The sequence below is a fragment of the Rhizobium sp. 10N414 genome (genome assembly GCF_056394785.1).
Map to the genome: position 1 here is coordinate 1 of NZ_JBFTIN010000041.1, position 17,688 is coordinate 17,688.

Genomic DNA, 17,688 nt, shown 5'->3' on the forward strand with positions numbered 1-17,688 from the left:
CCGGTGTCGCCGACGAGCGTGACGCCCGAGCGAACCTGTGAGGAGCGAACCTGTGAGTTCGAGGCGGTGATCAGGCTTTCGATTTCCTTCGCGGCATGGGCAGAACGCTGTGCCAGCTCGCGCACTTCCTGGGCGACGACAGCAAAGCCCTTGCCGGCTTCGCCGGCGCGTGCCGCCTCGACACCGGCATTCAGCGCCAACAGGTTGGTCTGGAAGGCAATGTCGTCGATGACACTGATGATGTTGGCGATCTTCTGCGAGGACTGCTCGATCTCGGTCATTGCCGAAACCGCCTTGCGCACGATGTTGCCGGACTCTTCGGCGCCGTTGCGGGTGCGCGAGACGAGATTGCCGGCCTCCTCAGCGCGACGTGCCGTGTCCTTGACCGTCGTGGTGATCTCCTCGAGCGCTGCAGCCGTTTCCTCGACCGAGGCTGCCTGCTGCTCGGTGCGGCGGGCAAGGCCGTCTGCGGCCGTGCGGATTTCGCTCGCACCGGCATCAATGGCGTGCGCGTTGTTGCCCACGGCATGCAAAGCACCGTGGAGCTTGGTGACGGCGTTGTTGAAGTCATTACGTAGGCGGTCGAGATGCGGGGCAAACGGCGCGTCGATGCGATGCGCAAGGTTGCCATCCGACAGCGCGCCGAGGGCACTGGCAAGCGCATCGACGGCATGACGGATTTCGGTTGCCTCGCGGTTTTTCTGCTGCTCACGCTCATGACGCTCACGCTCGGTAAGGGCACGGCCGGTTTCGGCTTCACCCTCAAGGCGCTCTCGATCAACCGCGTTCTTCTTGAAGACAGCCACAGCCTCGGCCATCGAGCCGATCTGGTCGCGGCGCTGTTCGCCAGGAATGGAGACCGACAGATCGCCGGCGGCAAGCTTTTGCATCGCGGCGGTCATATCGGTGACGGGACGGATCACCAGGCCATGCAGCAGCCAGGCCATGGCGCAGATCATCAGGCCGACGGCGAGAATCGTGGCAATGGTTGCGGCAATGCGGAATTCGTTCAGCGAAGCGAAGGCGGCGTCGCTGTCCACGACGAAGCCGAGGTACCATTCGACCGACGGCAAACCTGCAACCGGCATGAAGCTGACGAGGACATCCTTGCCGGCAAACTCAGTCGGAACGAGCCCGGCCTTGATCGCCGGTGTCTCAGCCGGGAAAGCGTCGGCAAGCGTCTTTGTCACCAGCTTTGCATCCGGGTGGATCAGGATCTGCCCGCTCTTGTTGACGAGGAAGGCCGTGCCTTTGCCGCCGAGATCGATCTCCTTGATCATGTCGACCATGGTCTTCAGCGAGAAGTCGCTGCCGGTCACGCCGGCCAGCTTGCCGCCGTGGCTGACGGGAACGGCCGAGCTGATGATGAGATCGCCGCTCGACGCATCGACATAGGGCTCGGTCATGACGCTGGCGTTGGCCTTGACGGCATCCTGATACCAGGGGCGCTTGCGCGGATCATAGCCGTCCGGCATCGGCAGCTTCGGCCACATGGTGAAGACACCCTGCTCGTCGCCAAAATAGGTGCTGACGAACTGGCTGGTCAGAACATCGTTCTGGAGCACGGCTTCGACGCCCTTCTGATCGGCGGCGCGGCCGATGGCGTTCGCGACCATGGCGGTCAGCGTCACACGACCATTCATCCAGTTGGCCAGGCTGCTTGCAGCCTGCTCACCGGACGAGCTGATGTTGGCTTCGATCGCGGCAGTCGCGGTGCTCCGTTCGACGGAATTGATGTAGTAGGAAAAGGCGGCAAAGGCCACAAGAACAACGGCAGACGCGGCAACGAGGATGCGCGTCATCAAATTCGTCTTCTTTTTCAAGGATTTTCCTTTCGTGAGTGGTCCGCGCCGTACTTGACGAAGCGCGGGCTACTCGATGCGCAGGCTATGGGCAAAACGGGACAAAGCGCCTCATGCGCCCGGACGACTGCGCCATCAGCGCGCCGTCATACCCCTAATATTAGAGGGGTATTTAAAACTGGCTTAAAATTTGACGAAACTCGACTATTCCCACGTCAGCGGCGCATGAAGGCTTCGAAGGCGGCTTTCGCTTCGGCGCTGTGTAGGCGGTCGAAGAAGTGACGCGCCTCGTCATCGATGCGCGCAATGACTTCTTCCCGATCGCCCCGGATCAGGTTGCGCGCGATCTTCAGCGCTTCTGGCGGCTTGGCGGCAAGCTTGGCAGCGGTTGCGAGCGTTGTCCTTTCGACCTCATCGGGCGCACAGACTTTCCAGACAAGTCCCGCCTCCCGTGCTTCCTCGCCGGAGAAGCCCTCACCGAGAGCCAACATCGCAAAGGCGCGCTGGTGTCCGATGATCCGCGGCGCAAGCAGGCTGGACGCCGCTTCCGGAACGAGGGCGAGGTCGACGAACGGCGTGCGGAACTGGCTGCGCGCTGAGGCGATTGTCAGGTCGCAATGCATGTGCATTGTGGTTCCGATCCCGATCGCCAGCCCGTCGACACCTGACACGATCGGCTTTTCGGAGCGAACCATGGCGTAGAGGAATTCGACGATCTCGCGAGGCATGGCACCGCCCATCGCCGCTGCGAGGAAATCTCCGAGGTCATTGCCCGCGGAAAAGCAACCTTCGGTGCCGAGAAAAGCCGTCGCCTTGATCGCCGCATCGCCATTGGCGGCAATCAACGCCTCCGCCATTTTCCGATACATGGCGCGGGTGATGGCATTCTTCTTTTCCGGCCTGTTGAAACGGATGATCTGGATGCCGGGGTGTGCCGCATCCTGCTCGACGATGACCTGCTCTGTCATGATGGTTCCTCAGGCGAGAACTATTTTGGCAGCCGCAAGGCTTGCGGCGCCGTTGATGACGCTGTCCTTCAGCGCCGTCACTTCCGAAAGAAGATTTTCCGCGGCAAAACGGCAGAGTGCGATGCGCCCTTCGGCACCTCCCGCCGGTGCCTGCGCGAGCCCGCCCTTGGCGAGATAGCAGCCGGTCAGGACAAGGCCGAAGAGCCGCTGATACGGTGTCGCGCCGGCCAGCGCCTCTGCCACCTTAGCATCGCGAACCTGCGCCAGCAGCCAGTCTGTCGCCTCGCCGAGGTCGGTTATTGCGGAATCGAGGCGATTTGCCGTCGCGCCGAAGCCGCCGAGGTTGGAATGGCGGACCTGGTCGGCGATCTGTTTCAGCTCGGCGATGAAACCGTGCACCTGGTCGCCGTCCGAAAGCGTCAATTTGCGGGTGACGAGATCGATCGCCTGGATACCGTTCGTGCCCTCATAGATCGGCGCAATGCGCGCATCACGCAGATAGCGCGCGGCTCCCGTCTCCTCGATGAAGCCCATGCCACCATGCACCTGAATGCCTGATGAGGCGACGTCGACGCCGACATCGGTGGAAAAGGACTTGGCGATCGGCGTCAGCAGTGCTGCGCGCTCCTGCCAATGCTGCTTTCGATCCGCCGCGCGATGCGACATGTCGATGGCATGGGCACAGGTATAGGAAATTGCGCGGGCGCCTTGCGTCAACGCCTTCATCGTCAGGAGCGTGCGGGTAACATCCGGATGGTCGATGATCGGGCTCATGCCGCCACCCGCCCAGTTCGGCGCCTTGCCCTGAACCCGCTCTCTCGCATAGGCGACTGCCTTTTGCGTCGCCGCCTCGGCGATCGCGACGCCCTGCATGCCGACGGCAAGGCGGGCATTGTTCATCATCGTGAACATGCAGGCGAGGCCCTTGTTCTCCTCGCCGACCAGCCAGCCGATTGCCCCCTTCTCCTCGCCGAACTTGCCGTCGCCATAGATCATGGTGCAGGTCGGCGAGCCGTGGATACCGAGCTTGTGCTCCAGCGAGTGCGCGAAGAGATCGTTGCGGGCGCCAAGCGATCCGTCCGCATTGACGAGGAATTTCGGCACGAGGAACAGCGAGATGCCACGCGTTCCGGCCGGTGCGTCCGGGAGGCGAGCGAGGACCAGGTGAATGATGTTGTCGGCGGCGTCGTGTTCGCCCCAGGTGATGAAGATCTTCTGGCCGAAGATGCGGTAGGTGCCGTCGTCCCGGCGTTCGGCGCGGGTCTTGAGCACGCCGAGGTCGGAGCCGGCATGCGGCTCCGTCAGGTTCATCGTGCCGGTCCACTCACCCGAGACGAGCTTTGCGAGGTAGGTATTCTTGAGTTCGCCGGACGCATGGCTGTTGATCGCTTCGATCGCACCCATGGTCAGCGTCGGGCAGAGCGCGAACGCCATCGATCCGGAATTCCACATTTCCAGGGCGGCGACGTTCAGCATATGCGGCAGCGCCTGCCCACCGAAGTCTTCTGGTGCGGTCAGGCCGTTCCAGCCGCCGGCGATCCAGTTCTTGTAGAGATCGCGCCAACCATCGGGCGTTACTACCCTGCCGTCGACGAGGCGCGAACCCTGACGGTCGCCAACCTCGGCGAGCGGCGCAACTTCATCCGTGGCGAATCGTCCCGCTTCATGAAGGATGGCGTCGACGAGATCATCACCAAGGTCACCGAGCAAACCAGCTTCGATTGCATCGCCCAGGCCGGCAACATGCTTCAGCGTAAACGCAATCTCTTCGACCGGCGCCTTGTACATCAGTGATCTCCTCGCATCGCTGGCCGCCGATTGAACAGCCCTCCAGCCTCTCCAAGGGCAGAGCTAATTGATTTTTACGTAAACGTCAATTTCAAACTTCCAGCGACAAGCTGCCACGGAGTTACACATGTCTTGAATTATTACGCACTTGCACAAACAACCGTCATAGAGAATCTCTAAGGACACTCACCGCCATCGCAAGAGGACCGGCGCATCAATGGATACTTTGCCCGCCAACATCCCCGGACTCGTGTGGGCCTACCGCTTTCCGCCGGACGGCGGCAAGGCAATCCGTCTCCCAAACAGCGCGCCGCAGGCCGAGTTGACCGACGGCGGCGGCTTCTATTGGCTGCATCTCAATCTCGCAGATGCCAGGGTGCCCGGCCTGCTCGACAGTATCGTTGGCTTGAACGACGATGCCAAGGCAGCCTTGACCACCCGTGACACGCATGCCGCGATAACGGTCGACGAACAGCTGCTCTACGGCACGCTTGTTGATTGCCAGCGCGAATTCGATCGTGAAACCGCCGATCTTGGTTGGCTGCATTTTGCGATCTCTGACCGCTTTATCATTACCACGCGGCTGCAGCCGCTACGCAGCATCGAGCGCGCCCGCGCGCTAGTGGAGAAGAACCCGGCAAAATTCGAACGGCCTGTCGACCTGTTCGAGATCCTGGTGATCGAGTTCCAGCGGACACTGATCTCCATCGTCATGGAAATGACCGAGGAGCTCAACGTTATCGAGGATTTCGTCTACGACAACTCGCCACGCGACGAGCGCCGGCGGCTGGCGCCGGTCCGACGTACGGTCGTCCGGCTGCACCGGCACCTGAGAACCGTGCTGGCCCTGATGCGTCGCGCTGCCGCCTCGCATGACGATGAAATGCCCTTCGGCTTCGATGATGTCGCGGGACGGCTGACGAGCCGCCTCGAAACCGTCGATCACGACATTTACGCGCTGCAGGACCGCGCTCGGCTGCTGCATGAAGAAATCGACTCGAAGGCGTCCTCGGAGACGAACCGGCACCTCTACATTCTGTCGATCATGACGGCCTTCCTGCTGCCGCCAACCCTGGTGACGGGCTTCTTCGGCATGAACACGGCCAATCTACCTTTTGCCGAAGGTAGCGGCGGCACCGAATATGCCGTGGCCATCATAATCGCCTCCATCGTGCTCGCATGGTGGCTGCTGAAGCGCGTCCGCATCCTCTAACGCAAAAAGACCCGGCATTGCTGCCGGCCCCGAGAGCGAAAGCTTGCTTCACTCAGTAGTACGGCGAAACGCACTGCTGGCGCGGGCCATTGTACGGCTGGAAGGTGTTGTCGTAGACCCGATAGGAACGGTAACGCGCCTGGCACCAGGCCACGTGACCCGAGCCGAGCGAAGCAGCCGGCGGAGGAGCCACATAGGTCGGCTGCGATGCAATAGCACCACCAATTATCGCACCAGCGCCGAAGGCGGCCAGCGGGAACCAGTAGCCGTCATAGTAGCGGTAGCCACTGCGATAGTAGGGATAGCCGCGATAGCCACCGTACCAGCCGGGGCGATAGGCTGGGCGATAAGCCGGGCGGTACCCCGGATAATAGCCAGGGCGATAGCCTGGATAGTAGCCCGGCCGGTATCCGGGGCGAAAACCGGGGTGACAATAGGGGCCACGGCAATACTGGACGTTCTGGACGTCACCAGATTTTTCGACCTGCGGCAGAGCCGGCATCTGCATCGCCTGCGAGGGCGCATAGCCACTTGCCAGCGTGACAAAAGAAACGGCGGCAATCGCTATCTTCTTAAAAAACCCAGTCATGGAAGCTCCATTTCCAGTTGGAATACGCGCGCACGATACCGCCAAGGCACTGAAAACGTTCCAATGACCAGTTTTCATGCTGTCGGTGCGACTTTCCGTTTTTAAGCGATCGCGGATTAACTGGACATTAACCGCCTTTCACCACGCTCATTCCATGAAGCAATCCTGGAGAAATCTTCTGCTTCGCTTGATGGTTCCGGCGCTTGTCGCGGGACCTCCGACTATGGCTGTGGCGGCTGACACCCTGCCCTGGAACAACCCCAACAACGCGCTCGTCATCGACGCGTACGAACTCAATACGATCGACTGGGATTCCCTGCTTTCGGACAAGCGCATCGCCGCCTTCATTTCGAAAGCTTCCGACGGACTTCCGGAGAGCTTCTCCTGTACCGGCGATCATGCCGGGGACACCGTCGCGCATTGCAAGACCATGTGGCGCAAATATGCGGTGAGCCGTGAGCTCTTTCAGACGCGGCGATTGGTTGCCCGGGCGGCCGGCCTCCTCTGGGGCTCCTATCACCTCGCCCGTCCCGGCAACCCGGTCGACCAGGCCAACCATTTCCTCGAATACGCCGATCCCAAGGACGACGAGATGATGATCCTCGATCTCGAGGGCATCGATTCGCAGAAATTCATGTCGCTGGAGGACGCACAGATATTCGCAGGCCATATCAGGGCAAGGACCGGACGATACCCGGTTCTCTATACCAATCACAACACCGCCCGATATATTGCCGCATATCGCAACGACTATCCCGTGCTGGCGCGGCTACCGATCTGGTATGCGCGATACAGGCCCGACGTGAAGGGCGTGTTCCCGATGGGAAACTGGGACAACTACCTGATGTGGCAGTTCTCGTCGGGACAGAACTGCAGCAAGCGCCGCTGCCCTTACCGCGTTCCAGGCACATTGACGGATATCGATGTCAACGTCGCGCCCATGAGCCGCGCCGAACTCGCAAAGGTGTGGGCGCGGGGCAACCTCTTGCCGGCGCGCGAACCGGACCCGCCCCTCATTCTTGCCAAGATCGAGATGGAGCCGCGCGGAATGCCTGCCCAAGGCCCGGCAACCTTCGCACAGCTTCCGCCGGATCCTATCGTCACATCCTCGATACCGCAGAGCGACGTCGTGCGCACGCGTCGAGACTTCTGAGAAACGTGCGCACAAAAAAGACCCCGTCTCCAAGAGACGAGGTCACTTGGGAGGGAGTCTTTTGGATTAGGCGACGACGGAGAGCTTCGCCTGATCGCCCTGCAGGCGGTTGACCATGAAGTTCGAGTACCATTCGAGGAACTGCATGACGCCGCCTTCATGCGCCATCGAATAAGGCCCAGGCTCGTAGGCCGGCGAGTGAATACCGAAGGCATTCTCTTCGACGATGCGACGGTCCTGATCGTTGGTTTCGGTCCACACATGCGTGAGCTCGGCCAGATCGTAGTCGACACCTTCGACGGCATCCTTGTGCACGAGCCACTTCGTCGTGACGGCCGTTTCATTGGCACTGAGCGGCAGTACGCGGAAGGAAATCGCATGGTCGCCGAGAATGTGGTTCCAGGTCGTCGGGTAGTGGAACAGCAGCATCGTGCCGATGCGATCAAGCGTCACGTCGTCCGAAAGAGGCCTCTCGACGGCGCGCCTGCCGGACATGGTGTAACTCTCTGCGTCCTCGATCAACGGCATGCGGGCCGTGCGGAACTGACCGTCGGGGGAAATCTGGAACTTGCTCGGCAAGCCAACCGCCTCGCAGCGTGCCCAGTGACCCGCAATCTCGGGATCGTCGGCACCGCCGTCCGTGCCGGTGACGCTCGGCGCTTCCGGGTAGGTGCGGCAGAGTTCGGGGTGGTTGGCCGCGCAGTGATAGCATTCGCGGTTGTTTTCCCAGACGAGCTTCCAGTTGCCCTTCTCGATGATCGTGCTCTGGAAGGCGACCTTCGCCTCGCTCAGACGATGCGGCAGCATATAGGGCGCGACCATGTCGCGGATCGGCTGGAAATCCGGTGTATTCTGCGCGAGACAGATGAAGATGTAGCCGCCGAAGCTCTCGCAATGGACCGGCTTCAGGCCGTAACCGCTCTTGTCGAAATCATCGCCCATGTGACGGGCAAAGGCGAGCTTGCCATCGAGGTCGTAGGTCCACTGATGATAGGGGCAGACGAGGCGAACCGAGGAGCCGTGCTCCTTGGTGCAGACGCGCGAGCCGCGATGGCGACAGCTGTTGTGGAAGGCGCGAATGACGTTGTCACGGCCACGGACGATGACAACGGGATAGTCGCCGATCTGGACTGTGAAATAAGCGCCCGGCTTCGGCAGCTCGCAATCATGGCCCATGAACAACCAGTCGCGATAATAGATCATCTCCATATCGAGCTTGAAATAATCCTCGTCGATATAGAAGGGCCGCTCGAGACTGAAGCCTTCCCGGCGGGTCTTGAGTTGCCGCAATACGTTGCTGCGAATATCCATCTGCATATCCTCGTATAATGGGCCGCCGCTTGATCGAAGGCGAGAGCCGCCGGAAGCTTCGCTCCCTCTCCGTCAGGAGACTTTCTTGATAGACATTTAAACACCGCTGGCGCGCGGCGTTTGGTTGTAAAGCGACATCGGCTTCGAAAATGACGACAGGCGGCAAAGGAGTGCGGAATCGAACGCGGTTCCAGCCTAAAAATGCTTCATTCTCGGCCAGCAAGGCCAATTACGACATTGCCGCAACCCAATTCACACTTGGGCTCTCGGCACGACCTTGCCACAGCTATCGTATTTGCGACATGGCGGCGGTGGCCAATGTCCACCAACCCGCGCATGACGGCCGAATTTAATCTGCCATTAAGCATGATTGCCTATCCTTTCCACATCAATCATCCATGTGGATATCTCTCATGGCGAAGCTTCGCTATTTCGACGCCACTAACAGCAATTCCAGCAACGCGGCACCGGTCACCTCGCATTCTGAATTTCTGCGCACCGGAAAGATCACGCGCACCCGGGCCCACTGGCTCGCCGAGGAGCGGCGCTACCTCACACATGACGAAGTCGCAGAGAAGACGGGCCGCAAGCTGGAGACAGCCGGCGCCAAGACGCATCGACATATCAACGGATTTCACCGTTCGATCCAGTTTCCGAAGCTGCTCTTCCACCGCACGCTGCAGGACAGCCCGCATTTAGGCTATTGCCACGTGACTGCGTCGCGGACGAAATTCGCCCGCTACGAAGAAGTCAGCTGGGCGTTCTACATCGCGAATTTCTACGCCGACATCGGCGACAACGACAATTTCTTCCACAAGATCGATCTGAAGTATTCGCGCATGTATTTCGCGGTGGCGATCAAGCCCGGCGAACATACGCCGGAGAAGATGACGATCGACCGCTCGGTGAGGGGCAACGGGGTGCTTTTCCGCACCGACGATCCGCAAATCGCCATCAAGAACGTATTGCTGCTCGGCGCGCGCAACGAGCAGCTGCGCGAGATCATTCGCCAGCTCTGATCGCGATCATCCGCCAGCTCTGATCGGCATCATCGGCCCGCTTCGATATTGATCCGATCGCCGGGAAGGCATAAGGACTGCCGGACAGCAATCCGGACAGCGCATGGCACGATCGATCGACATCACGAAGGACAGGCAGCAGGCTATCGAAGCCGGTTGCGCAGTGCTTGGCGAGGGCTTCCCGATCGCGATCCCGACGGAGACCGTCTATGGGCTCGCTGCCGATGCGACCAATCCGGTCGCAATTGCCCACATCTACGAGACCAAGGGCCGCCCCCGCTTCAACCCGCTTATCTGCCACATGGCCGACCTTGCCATGGCTGAGAAGCACGCGGAGTTCGACCCCGTTTCACGCGCACTGGCCGAAGCATTCTGGCCGGGGCCCCTCACGCTCGTCCTGCCGTTGAAGCCAGAGAGTGCCATTCATTCGCTGGCGACCGCAGGGCTTGATACCGTTGGCATCCGCGTGCCGAAGGGTTTCGCGGGAGAGCTGATCCGCGCCTTTGGGCGGCCGCTCGCCGCGCCCAGCGCCAACACGTCAGGCAAGATCAGCGCGACGAGCGCTGCCCATGTCGACGCCGATCTCGGCGAGCGCATCAGACTGATCCTTGATGCCGGTGCAAGCACCGTTGGCGTCGAGTCCACGATCGTCAAGGTCGAGGATGGCAAGCTCAGGCTCTTGCGGCCGGGCGGGCTGCCTGCCTCGGAGATCGAGCGCGTGGCCGGTCAAAAGCTGCTGCGAGCCAGGAAGGCGTCCGCGGCCATCGAGGCGCCGGGGATGCTGGCATCCCACTACGCGCCCGGCGCAACCGTCCGGCTGGACGCAACGCATGTCGATTCCCACGAGGCGCTGATTGCCTTCGGCAAGACGGCCGTTGCCGGTGCCGACGACGCCAGGATCGTCCTCAATCTCAGCCGGGACGGCGATCTCGCGGAAGCCGCGGCGAACCTCTTCGACTATATGAAGAAAGCCGACGCCAGCGGCGCGCAGACGATCGCCTTTGCAGCCATTCCCGACGAGGGGCTCGGCGAGGCAATCAACGATCGGCTCCGCCGCGCAGCCGCGCCACGTGAGTAAGCAAGAAGGATCATGGTTCGATGAGCAGCGTTTCCCCCGAACTTCTCGACCGTTTCGACGCCATCGTCGGTGAGAAGCATGCGCTTAGGAGCGAAGCCGATCTCGCGCCGCATCTGATTGAAAACCGCGGCCTTTACCACGGCTCGTCCCCTCTTCTCCTGAAGCCCGGTTCGGTCGAAGAAGTGTCGTCGATCCTGAAGCTCGCAACCGAGACCGGAACCGCGGTCGTGCCGCAAACGGGCAACACGGGTCTCGTCGGTGGCCAGACGCCGCGCGAAGGCAAGTCCGACATCATCATTTCACTCGAACGCATGAACAAGGTTCGTGATGTCGATCCCGTCGCCAATGTCCTCGTCGCCGATGGCGGGGCGATCCTCGCGGACGTGCAGAAGGCGGCAGAGGCATACGGTAGGCTGTTTCCCCTCTCGCTTGGCTCCGAAGGTTCGTGCCGCATCGGCGGCAATCTGTCGACGAATGCCGGTGGCACGGCGGTGCTTGCCTATGGGAACATGCGCCAGCTCTGCCTCGGCCTCGAGGTCGTGCTGCCGACCGGCGAAATCTGGAACGGCCTGCGCCGCCTGAAGAAGGATAACACCGGCTACGACCTTCGCGACCTCTTCATCGGCGCGGAAGGCACGCTCGGCATCATCACCGGCGCCGTGCTCAAGCTCTTTCCGCAGCCTCTCGGAAAGCAGGTCGCTTTTGCCGGCCTTAACTCGGTCGAGGATGCCCTTGCCTTTTTCAACCTTGCGTCCAGCCTTTGCGGCACCTCGCTTACCGGCTTCGAACTGATGCCGCGCTTCGGCGTCGAGATTACCGCACGCAACATCGAGGGGGTACGCGATCCACTGGAATCGGCGCATCCCTGGTATGTCCTTGTCGATATTTCCACGTCCGATTCAGCCGAAACCGCCGAGCGCATGATGACGGCGCTGCTTGAGCAGGGCTTCGAGGCGGGGTTGGTTCAAGACGCAACAATCGCCACTTCGGTCGCGCAACAGCAGGCGCTCTGGCACATGCGCGAGAGCATGTCGGACGCGCAAAAACCAGAAGGCGGATCGATCAAGCACGACGTTTCCGTGCCGGTTTCGGCAATCCCGGTCTTCATGCACGAGGCCAGCGATGCAGTCATGGCGGCCATGCCCGGCGCTCGCATCTGCGCCTTCGGCCATATGGGCGACGGCAATATTCATTACAACATTTCCCAGCCTGTTGGCGCCGACAAACAGGCCTTCCTGGCGCGTTGGCGTGAACTGAACCACATCGTCCATGGCTTCGTGCTGGCGCACGGAGGATCGATTTCCGCCGAGCACGGGATCGGTCAGCTGAAGCGCGACGAACTGGCCTCGATCCGCCCGCCGATTGAAATGGAGCTGATGCGCAGGATCAAGCACGCCTTCGACCCGGCCGGCATCATGAACCCCGGCAAGGTCGTCAACGTCGACTAAGGGGCGACGATTTAAAGAAGGCTGGTGCTGGTCGTGCCGCCATTGGTCAGGATGGTGAGCGCCGGGGATGTGCCAGAGTTGTTCTGCAGATCATACATTGCCGTAAAGCGCTTCATGAGCTTGTCGACCTTCTTGGAATCCTGGAGATCCTCGAGATTGACGAACTTCCCAAGCATGGAAACCTGTTTTTCGACATCCATGTTCGAGACACTGGTCGGCAGGCTGAAGGTGGTTGTAATCACCTGGAACAACGCCTTGTCGCCTAGAATCGTGTAGAGCGATGTGATGTCGGGTGCGCTGCGCGCGAAATACAGCGCGAAGCGTACGCCGTCGTTCGTTTCACCTTCCTGCGATTCCAGCGTCTGCTGAACGTACTTTTGCTCCGTCCGGTCTTCGGCGCCAACATTCTGGACTGTCCCGATCTTGGCCCGCGTCAGGTTACCGTCGGTATCGAAGTTGAAGTCCGAGACAATCTCCTTGAACTTCGACTCAGCCTTCGTGTTGAGGTAGCTCTTGGGATCGGACGGATCGGAGGTAAAGATCTTGCGCAGCGTCTCCTCGTCGTATTTCTTCGGGTCGAGGCCGTTTGCCGTCAAGACCAGGCTGGTCAGCTTGTCGTTTGACAGGAAGTCGTCGAGAGACTTCACCTCCGCCATGCCTTTGGCGAATGCATCGACCGCTTTCGTCGCATCCTTGGAAGCCTTGTCCCTAAGCGGGCCGTCGCTCATGCCCATCAGCATGCGCGACTTATAGTTCGTCGCATATTTCGCCATCACGGCGGACGGCAGCGGCTGTATCTCCGCGGATATCTTGCCGTCAGCTCCAAAATTGAAGGCGCGGACCAGATTGGTGATCCGCTCGTCTTTTAACGAGGCGACGTAGCCGTCGGGATCGTAGGGGTCACTCTTCAGCAGCTTGCGGAACATGGAACGAGACACGTCCTGTTCCGTCAGTCCGTAGGCGCGAAGCGCCATATCGTAAAGTTCAGGTAGGTCGTCGTTCTTCTTGTCAAAGTCTGCGGCGGCGTTCGAGCGCAGCAGGTCGTCAACCTTCTTGATCTTATCGTCGGCCATTCGCGTCTTGTAGTTTGCCACGGCCTCGTCGATCGCCTCGTTCTGCGCGTCCGCATATCGCACGCCGTAGAACGTCGTCGTATCCATCAACTGAGCACTCGATTGCGGGCCGGATGCAGCGGCGGCCGAACCATCGGCCGCGAAGCTGAACGCGGCATTGAGCGCGCTGAGCCCCTGGCTAGCGGCGAAGCTGGCATCAGTCAGGATGCTTTTGATGTCTGCGTCGCTGACGCTCGTGGGGACGCCATAGGCCGACCGCAGAGTGTTCATCATTTGCCCGTCAGCGATCAGGTCATCGACATTGGAGATCGTCGGGATCACAGTCTGGAAGTAATCGAGATTGGCGCGGACCTGCGAACTCGTGGCCCGTGCCTGCGCGATTGTTTGCGCCCCGGCGCCAGTGGCAACGCTGCCGTCGGCCTGGAAGTTGAAGGCCGAGTGGACGTCGTCGTAACCCAGCAAGCTGGCGTAGCTCGCATCCGTCAAGACGCTGCGAAGGTCGGCATCGCTGACGCTCTGGGGAAGCGAATAGGCATCCCTGATGTACTGGGTCAGCTTGGTATCAGCGATCAGGTCATCGACATTGGTGATGCTGACGATCTTTGATTGATAATAGCCCGTGGTGTTTGCGGCCTGGTCGGACATCGCTTTCATCTGATCCGACGTCTGTGCCGCATAGGACGCCGCAGCGGAATTGATGGTACCGTCCGCGTTGAAATTGAAGCTCTGATTGACGTTGCTGAAATCCAGCAAGCTTGCATAGCTCGCATCGGTAAGAACCAACCGGAGTGCCGCGTTGCTGAAATCGTCGCCCATGCTGAAGGCCGTTTTGATATAGGACGTCAGCCGCTTGTCGGCGATGATGTCGTCGACATTGGTGACGGTCCCGATCTTGGACAGATAGTAGGCTTTGTTGTAGTCGGCAGCCGCCGAGGTCGTGATCGATGGGACAGTCAGATTGTACTGCTCCATGACGGCGTCTTTCTGGGTGGCCGTCTGCGCTGTGCCGTTAACGGTGCCATCTGCATTGAAGCTGAATTGTGCGGCAAGCGCCTTATACTTGTCGTTGCCGTTGAGATTGACAAAGCTATTGGGATCGTTGACGTCGCTCGTCAAAACCTGCGCCAGGAAATCCTTGGAAACATAAGTGGGATCGATGCCGTAGGCCTTGAGAACATAGGTGCGCACGCGGCTGTCGCCGACGAGATCGGAAACGTTCTGAACCGCGTCTATCGCGTTGCTGTAGTATTTCGTTTCGGCCGCAGCATTCTTGCCTTCGTCCGCGAAGGATTGCGTGTAGAGACCGATCAGGTCGTCTTCCTGCGCGTCGCTCTGGGCATCCGCCGCGGGCGTGTGGAAATTGAACGCAGCAGCGAATTCCTTGTAGCGCGAATCGGAAAGCTTGTTGGCGAAGCTATTGGCGTCCGTCAGATCGCTTTCCAGCACCTTTTTCATGAAGGCCTTGGCGTAAGTCATGTCTTCGAGGCCATAGGCCTTCATCGCATAGCTGTAGAGCCGATAGTCGCCGAGGAAATCGTCGACGTCTTTGACGTTGTTGATGTTGTCCTTGTAATACTCGGCGTCGCGTTTGACCGTCGCCTGGGAGGCGACGCGATCCAGGCTCTGCTTCATGTTCCCGGACAACAAATTGTAGGCCATCGAAGCCGAGATCATAATGCGTCCTTTTCCGGCAAAGTCTTCAAGCATGACAGATTGGTTCTGCGCCATTTTGCGATAAAAAGCTTACCCGAGACTTACCCATCTTGCGTTGCAATATGGCACAGCCGGCGTTCACCCTCCGGAAACCTTGCCGGCTTCGGTTTTGATAACCATCCAGGGAGGCAAAGTTTTCTTAACCGCGATTTTTAAGCTGTCTCGAACAGGCGGCGCCTATTGTCGGGCCATAGAGGGCGAAAAGCCCCGAGGAGAAGACCGGAAACCGGCTCTCAGGTAAGACAAGGGTAGAATGAACATGAACAACACCGTTATGAAGCCCGTATGGGCTGGAACGACGCTGCGTCTCGATCCGTCTCGCTTTCCCCAGCAGGTCAGCTACGCCATCCATGACTCCTCAAGTGACGTGAACATAACGATCGACGAACGTGGCGCCATCCTGCGCAAGGTTCTCTCCTCCAGCGGTCTGCCGCTTTCGATTGCCCTGCCCAAGCGCGCCTTCAAGGGCGTAGCCGCCCGGGCCATCGACCATGGCAACGGCGAAGTCACTGTCACGCTGGAGCTTCACCACGAGGACCCCGAGCTCTGCATACCGCTGCTGGTCGCCCACGACCTCGCAGATATCGCAGCCGACTGGCGAAGCTGGTCCGAGGCCTTCCGCATTCCGATGCTGATGGTCGAGGCCGACGGCGTTGCCCGCCCGCTGGAAGAGCATCTTGGCGACCTGCGCACCAGCGCATTGAAGCCGCGCCGCCGGCATTCCTACTTCGCAAACCGGCGTCCGCGCTTCCTCGTGCGCCGCACGACGGGCAAGCTCGGCGTCGCCATGAAGATCGAAGGCAAGGAAATCATCGCCCGCAACTAAGCGGTGCGTCATTTCAGACCATCAATGCCCGGCCATTGTGCCGGGCATTTTCATTTCCGCCTCAGGGCAGGACGAAGAGAAGCGACAGGAAGAGGCCAAGAAAGATGATCAGGCCGACGCGATTGTTCGACTTGAACAGCGCAAGGCACTGGTCGGCATCGTCGATATTGAGCGTCACGATCTGCCAGGCGAACATGCCGGCCGCGATGAGCAGGCCGAGATAGCCGAACAGGCCGACGCCTGCAGACAGGAAGGCGCAGAAGGCAAGCACGAGCGTCAGGCCATAGAGGCCGACCAGCCACTGTTTCGTCTTGTCGCCGAACAGCCGCGCGGTCGAGCGGACACCGATCAGCTCGTCGTCCTCTTTGTCCTGGTGGGCATAGATCGTGTCGTAACCGATCGTCCAGACCACCGAGGCGACGTAGAGGAGGATTGGCGCCAGTGAAAGGCCGCCGAAGATCGCCGCCCAGCCCATCAAAGCACCCCAGGAAAAGGCAAGGCCAAGGAAGAACTGTGGCCAATCTGTAAAGCGCTTGGCGAAAGGATAAAGCGCCACGATAGCGAGCGAGAGGACGCCGAGAATGACGGCAAACCAGTTCAGCTGCAGCACGACCAGCAGCCCGACCAGCGCCTGCAGGACGATGAACGCCTTGGCCTGCGTGCGTGTCACCCGACCCGATGGCAGCGGCCGCGAGCGGGTGCGCGCCACTTCCATGTCGATCGTGTGGTCGACGAGATCGTTGTATGTGCACCCAGCCCCGCGCATCGCGACAGAGCCGATGAAATAGAGCACGAGATGGAAAATCAGCTGGCCGCCGGAAAACTGGCCAATATGAGCCGCCGCATTCGCGGCCATGGCAGCCGACCAGAAGCAGGGCCACATCAGCAATTGCCAGCCGATCGGCCGATCCCAGCGCGCAAGCTGCGCGTAGGGCCAGAGCCAGGGAGGCAGGACCCGGTAAACCCAGTTGTTCGAAGGCGCATCCGCAACGCGCCCGTTTATTCCGCCGATCTGTTGCATGACGCCATCTAGCGAGCCGTCGAGGCGCGGGTCAAGATCAATTCACGGCCGCCGGGGCGACCTTTCAGCGCTGGTTCCACCGCCTGATCACCGGCTCCGTCAGGTCGTGCTCGTAGCCGAGAACGCTGATGCTTGCCGTGTCGAGGATGAAGCGCGCGCCATCGGTCGGCGGCAATCCGAGCCAGCGCGCGCCAAGGACGCGCAGGAAGTGCGCGCTGGAAAAGATCAGGATCGGGGCATTGGCCAGCCTCAACTCCGATATGATCCGATCTGCTCGCCCGCCGACATCGCCCGCCGCCTCGCCCTTGGGGCAGCCGTCGCGAAACAGCTGCCAACCGGGTCGGCTCGCTTGGATTTCCTTGGTGGTGATACCCTCGTAGGCGCCGTAGTCCCATTCCGCCAAGTCATCCTTGACGATCGCGCCGGCGCTAAAGCCCGAGAGTTCGCAGGTGTCGCGCGCGCGCTGCGACGGGCTCGACCACACGGCCGCAAAACCTCTACCCGCAAGGCGCGAACCGACGTCACGTGCTGCGGCCTCGCCTTTTGCCGTGAGCGGAATGTCACTGCGACCAGTGTGCCGCCCAGACAAACTCCACTCGGTTTCGCCGTGACGCACGAGATGGATTTCCGGAAGGGTGCTTGCCATTGTCATCAAGCTCCGAATTTAAAGACGGCGCGGCCTTTGC

The 17,688-nt window shown here is 60.5% G+C and carries 14 protein-coding genes; 6 read left to right on the forward strand and 8 right to left on the reverse strand.

Going from position 1 to position 17,688, the window contains the following annotated elements; all coding sequences use genetic code 11:
* The 3 genes from AC1DE4_RS26250 to AC1DE4_RS26260 form a co-directional block, all read right to left on the reverse strand.
* A partial coding sequence (locus AC1DE4_RS26250) for a methyl-accepting chemotaxis protein (RefSeq protein WP_477883755.1) occupies nucleotides 1-1,823 on the reverse strand: 1,823 nt, incomplete at its 3' end.
* A 194-nt stretch (nucleotides 1,824-2,017) separates the two neighbouring features.
* Nucleotides 2,018-2,770, reverse strand: a complete 753-nt coding sequence (locus AC1DE4_RS26255; protein WP_025661891.1) for a crotonase/enoyl-CoA hydratase family protein — start codon at nucleotides 2,768-2,770, stop codon at nucleotides 2,018-2,020.
* A gap of 9 nt (nucleotides 2,771-2,779) precedes the next feature.
* Complete coding sequence (locus AC1DE4_RS26260) at nucleotides 2,780-4,558, reverse strand: acyl-CoA dehydrogenase family protein (protein ID WP_025661892.1); 1,779 nt, start codon at nucleotides 4,556-4,558, stop codon at nucleotides 2,780-2,782.
* Nucleotides 4,559-4,775: 217 nt separating this feature from the next.
* Here AC1DE4_RS26260 and AC1DE4_RS26265 point away from each other — a divergent pair, with 217 nt between their 5' ends.
* Nucleotides 4,776-5,771, forward strand: a complete 996-nt coding sequence (locus tag AC1DE4_RS26265) for a transporter (protein WP_025661893.1) — start codon at nucleotides 4,776-4,778, stop codon at nucleotides 5,769-5,771.
* A 52-nt stretch (nucleotides 5,772-5,823) separates the two neighbouring features.
* On the opposite strand, the gene AC1DE4_RS26270 is transcribed toward AC1DE4_RS26265, so the two are convergent.
* Nucleotides 5,824-6,360 (reverse strand): BA14K family protein, encoded by a 537-nt coding sequence (locus tag AC1DE4_RS26270; protein ID WP_062370530.1) that lies wholly within the window; start codon nucleotides 6,358-6,360, stop codon nucleotides 5,824-5,826.
* Nucleotides 6,361-6,550: 190 nt separating this feature from the next.
* Between AC1DE4_RS26270 and AC1DE4_RS26275 the strand changes: the two genes are divergently transcribed.
* On the forward strand, nucleotides 6,551-7,513 hold the full coding sequence (locus AC1DE4_RS26275; protein WP_025661895.1) for a glycoside hydrolase family 25 protein: 963 nt from the start codon (nucleotides 6,551-6,553) through the stop codon (nucleotides 7,511-7,513).
* A gap of 66 nt (nucleotides 7,514-7,579) precedes the next feature.
* On the opposite strand, the gene AC1DE4_RS26280 is transcribed toward AC1DE4_RS26275, so the two are convergent.
* On the reverse strand, nucleotides 7,580-8,824 hold the full coding sequence (locus tag AC1DE4_RS26280) for an aromatic ring-hydroxylating oxygenase subunit alpha (RefSeq protein ID WP_477883758.1): 1,245 nt from the start codon (nucleotides 8,822-8,824) through the stop codon (nucleotides 7,580-7,582).
* A 413-nt stretch (nucleotides 8,825-9,237) separates the two neighbouring features.
* Here AC1DE4_RS26280 and AC1DE4_RS26285 point away from each other — a divergent pair, with 413 nt between their 5' ends.
* The 3 genes from AC1DE4_RS26285 to AC1DE4_RS26295 all read left to right on the forward strand — a co-directional run bounded on the left by AC1DE4_RS26285 (nucleotide 9,238) and on the right by AC1DE4_RS26295 (nucleotide 12,369).
* Nucleotides 9,238-9,843 (forward strand): DUF6656 family protein, encoded by a 606-nt coding sequence (locus AC1DE4_RS26285; RefSeq protein ID WP_025661897.1) that lies wholly within the window; start codon nucleotides 9,238-9,240, stop codon nucleotides 9,841-9,843.
* 103 nt (nucleotides 9,844-9,946) lie between these two features.
* A complete protein-coding gene (locus AC1DE4_RS26290) occupies nucleotides 9,947-10,921 on the forward strand; it encodes an L-threonylcarbamoyladenylate synthase (protein ID WP_477883760.1) in 975 nt (324 codons plus the stop codon).
* A 20-nt stretch (nucleotides 10,922-10,941) separates the two neighbouring features.
* Entirely contained in the window at nucleotides 10,942-12,369 is a 1,428-nt protein-coding gene (locus AC1DE4_RS26295; RefSeq protein ID WP_210333076.1) for an FAD-binding oxidoreductase, read from the forward strand.
* Nucleotides 12,370-12,380: 11 nt separating this feature from the next.
* Here AC1DE4_RS26295 and AC1DE4_RS26300 read toward each other — a convergent pair whose 3' ends face one another.
* On the reverse strand, nucleotides 12,381-15,116 hold the full coding sequence (locus AC1DE4_RS26300) for a DUF1217 domain-containing protein (protein WP_477883762.1): 2,736 nt from the start codon (nucleotides 15,114-15,116) through the stop codon (nucleotides 12,381-12,383).
* Nucleotides 15,117-15,414: 298 nt separating this feature from the next.
* Here AC1DE4_RS26300 and AC1DE4_RS26305 point away from each other — a divergent pair, with 298 nt between their 5' ends.
* Nucleotides 15,415-15,981: a DUF6101 family protein gene (locus AC1DE4_RS26305; RefSeq protein WP_025661901.1), complete on the forward strand. Its 567-nt coding sequence runs from the start codon at nucleotides 15,415-15,417 to the stop codon at nucleotides 15,979-15,981.
* A 61-nt stretch (nucleotides 15,982-16,042) separates the two neighbouring features.
* Here the strand turns inward: AC1DE4_RS26305 and ubiA are convergent, their stop codons facing one another.
* Both ubiA and AC1DE4_RS26315 read right to left on the reverse strand, forming a co-directional pair.
* The gene (ubiA, locus tag AC1DE4_RS26310) at nucleotides 16,043-17,002 is read right to left on the reverse strand and encodes a 4-hydroxybenzoate octaprenyltransferase (RefSeq protein WP_062370532.1); all 960 of its coding nucleotides are present in this window, start codon (nucleotides 17,000-17,002) and stop codon (nucleotides 16,043-16,045) included.
* 64 nt (nucleotides 17,003-17,066) lie between these two features.
* Nucleotides 17,067-17,648 carry a histidine phosphatase family protein gene (locus AC1DE4_RS26315; RefSeq protein WP_477883764.1) on the reverse strand — a complete coding sequence of 194 codons (582 nt, stop codon included), beginning with the start codon at nucleotides 17,646-17,648 and terminating at the stop codon, nucleotides 17,067-17,069.
* Nucleotides 17,649-17,688 lie beyond the last annotated feature (40 nt).

What these genes read in the sequence shown, in the direction of transcription:
- AC1DE4_RS26255 (WP_025661891.1), bottom strand. Translation starts at nt 2,770, where the DNA reads ATGACAGAGCAGGTCATCGTCGAGCAGGATGCGGCACACCCCGGCATC.
- AC1DE4_RS26260 (WP_025661892.1), bottom strand. Translation starts at nt 4,558, where the DNA reads ATGTACAAGGCGCCGGTCGAAGAGATTGCGTTTACGCTGAAGCATGTT.
- AC1DE4_RS26265 (WP_025661893.1), top strand. Translation starts at nt 4,776, where the DNA reads ATGGATACTTTGCCCGCCAACATCCCCGGACTCGTGTGGGCCTACCGC.
- AC1DE4_RS26270 (WP_062370530.1), bottom strand. Translation starts at nt 6,360, where the DNA reads ATGACTGGGTTTTTTAAGAAGATAGCGATTGCCGCCGTTTCTTTTGTC.
- AC1DE4_RS26275 (WP_025661895.1), top strand. Translation starts at nt 6,551, where the DNA reads ATGGTTCCGGCGCTTGTCGCGGGACCTCCGACTATGGCTGTGGCGGCT.
- AC1DE4_RS26280 (WP_477883758.1), bottom strand. Translation starts at nt 8,824, where the DNA reads ATGGATATTCGCAGCAACGTATTGCGGCAACTCAAGACCCGCCGGGAA.
- AC1DE4_RS26285 (WP_025661897.1), top strand. Translation starts at nt 9,238, where the DNA reads ATGGCGAAGCTTCGCTATTTCGACGCCACTAACAGCAATTCCAGCAAC.
- AC1DE4_RS26290 (WP_477883760.1), top strand. Translation starts at nt 9,947, where the DNA reads ATGGCACGATCGATCGACATCACGAAGGACAGGCAGCAGGCTATCGAA.
- AC1DE4_RS26295 (WP_210333076.1), top strand. Translation starts at nt 10,942, where the DNA reads ATGAGCAGCGTTTCCCCCGAACTTCTCGACCGTTTCGACGCCATCGTC.
- AC1DE4_RS26300 (WP_477883762.1), bottom strand. Translation starts at nt 15,116, where the DNA reads ATGATCTCGGCTTCGATGGCCTACAATTTGTTGTCCGGGAACATGAAG.
- AC1DE4_RS26305 (WP_025661901.1), top strand. Translation starts at nt 15,415, where the DNA reads ATGAACAACACCGTTATGAAGCCCGTATGGGCTGGAACGACGCTGCGT.
- ubiA (WP_062370532.1), bottom strand. Translation starts at nt 17,002, where the DNA reads ATGCAACAGATCGGCGGAATAAACGGGCGCGTTGCGGATGCGCCTTCG.
- AC1DE4_RS26315 (WP_477883764.1), bottom strand. Translation starts at nt 17,648, where the DNA reads ATGGCAAGCACCCTTCCGGAAATCCATCTCGTGCGTCACGGCGAAACC.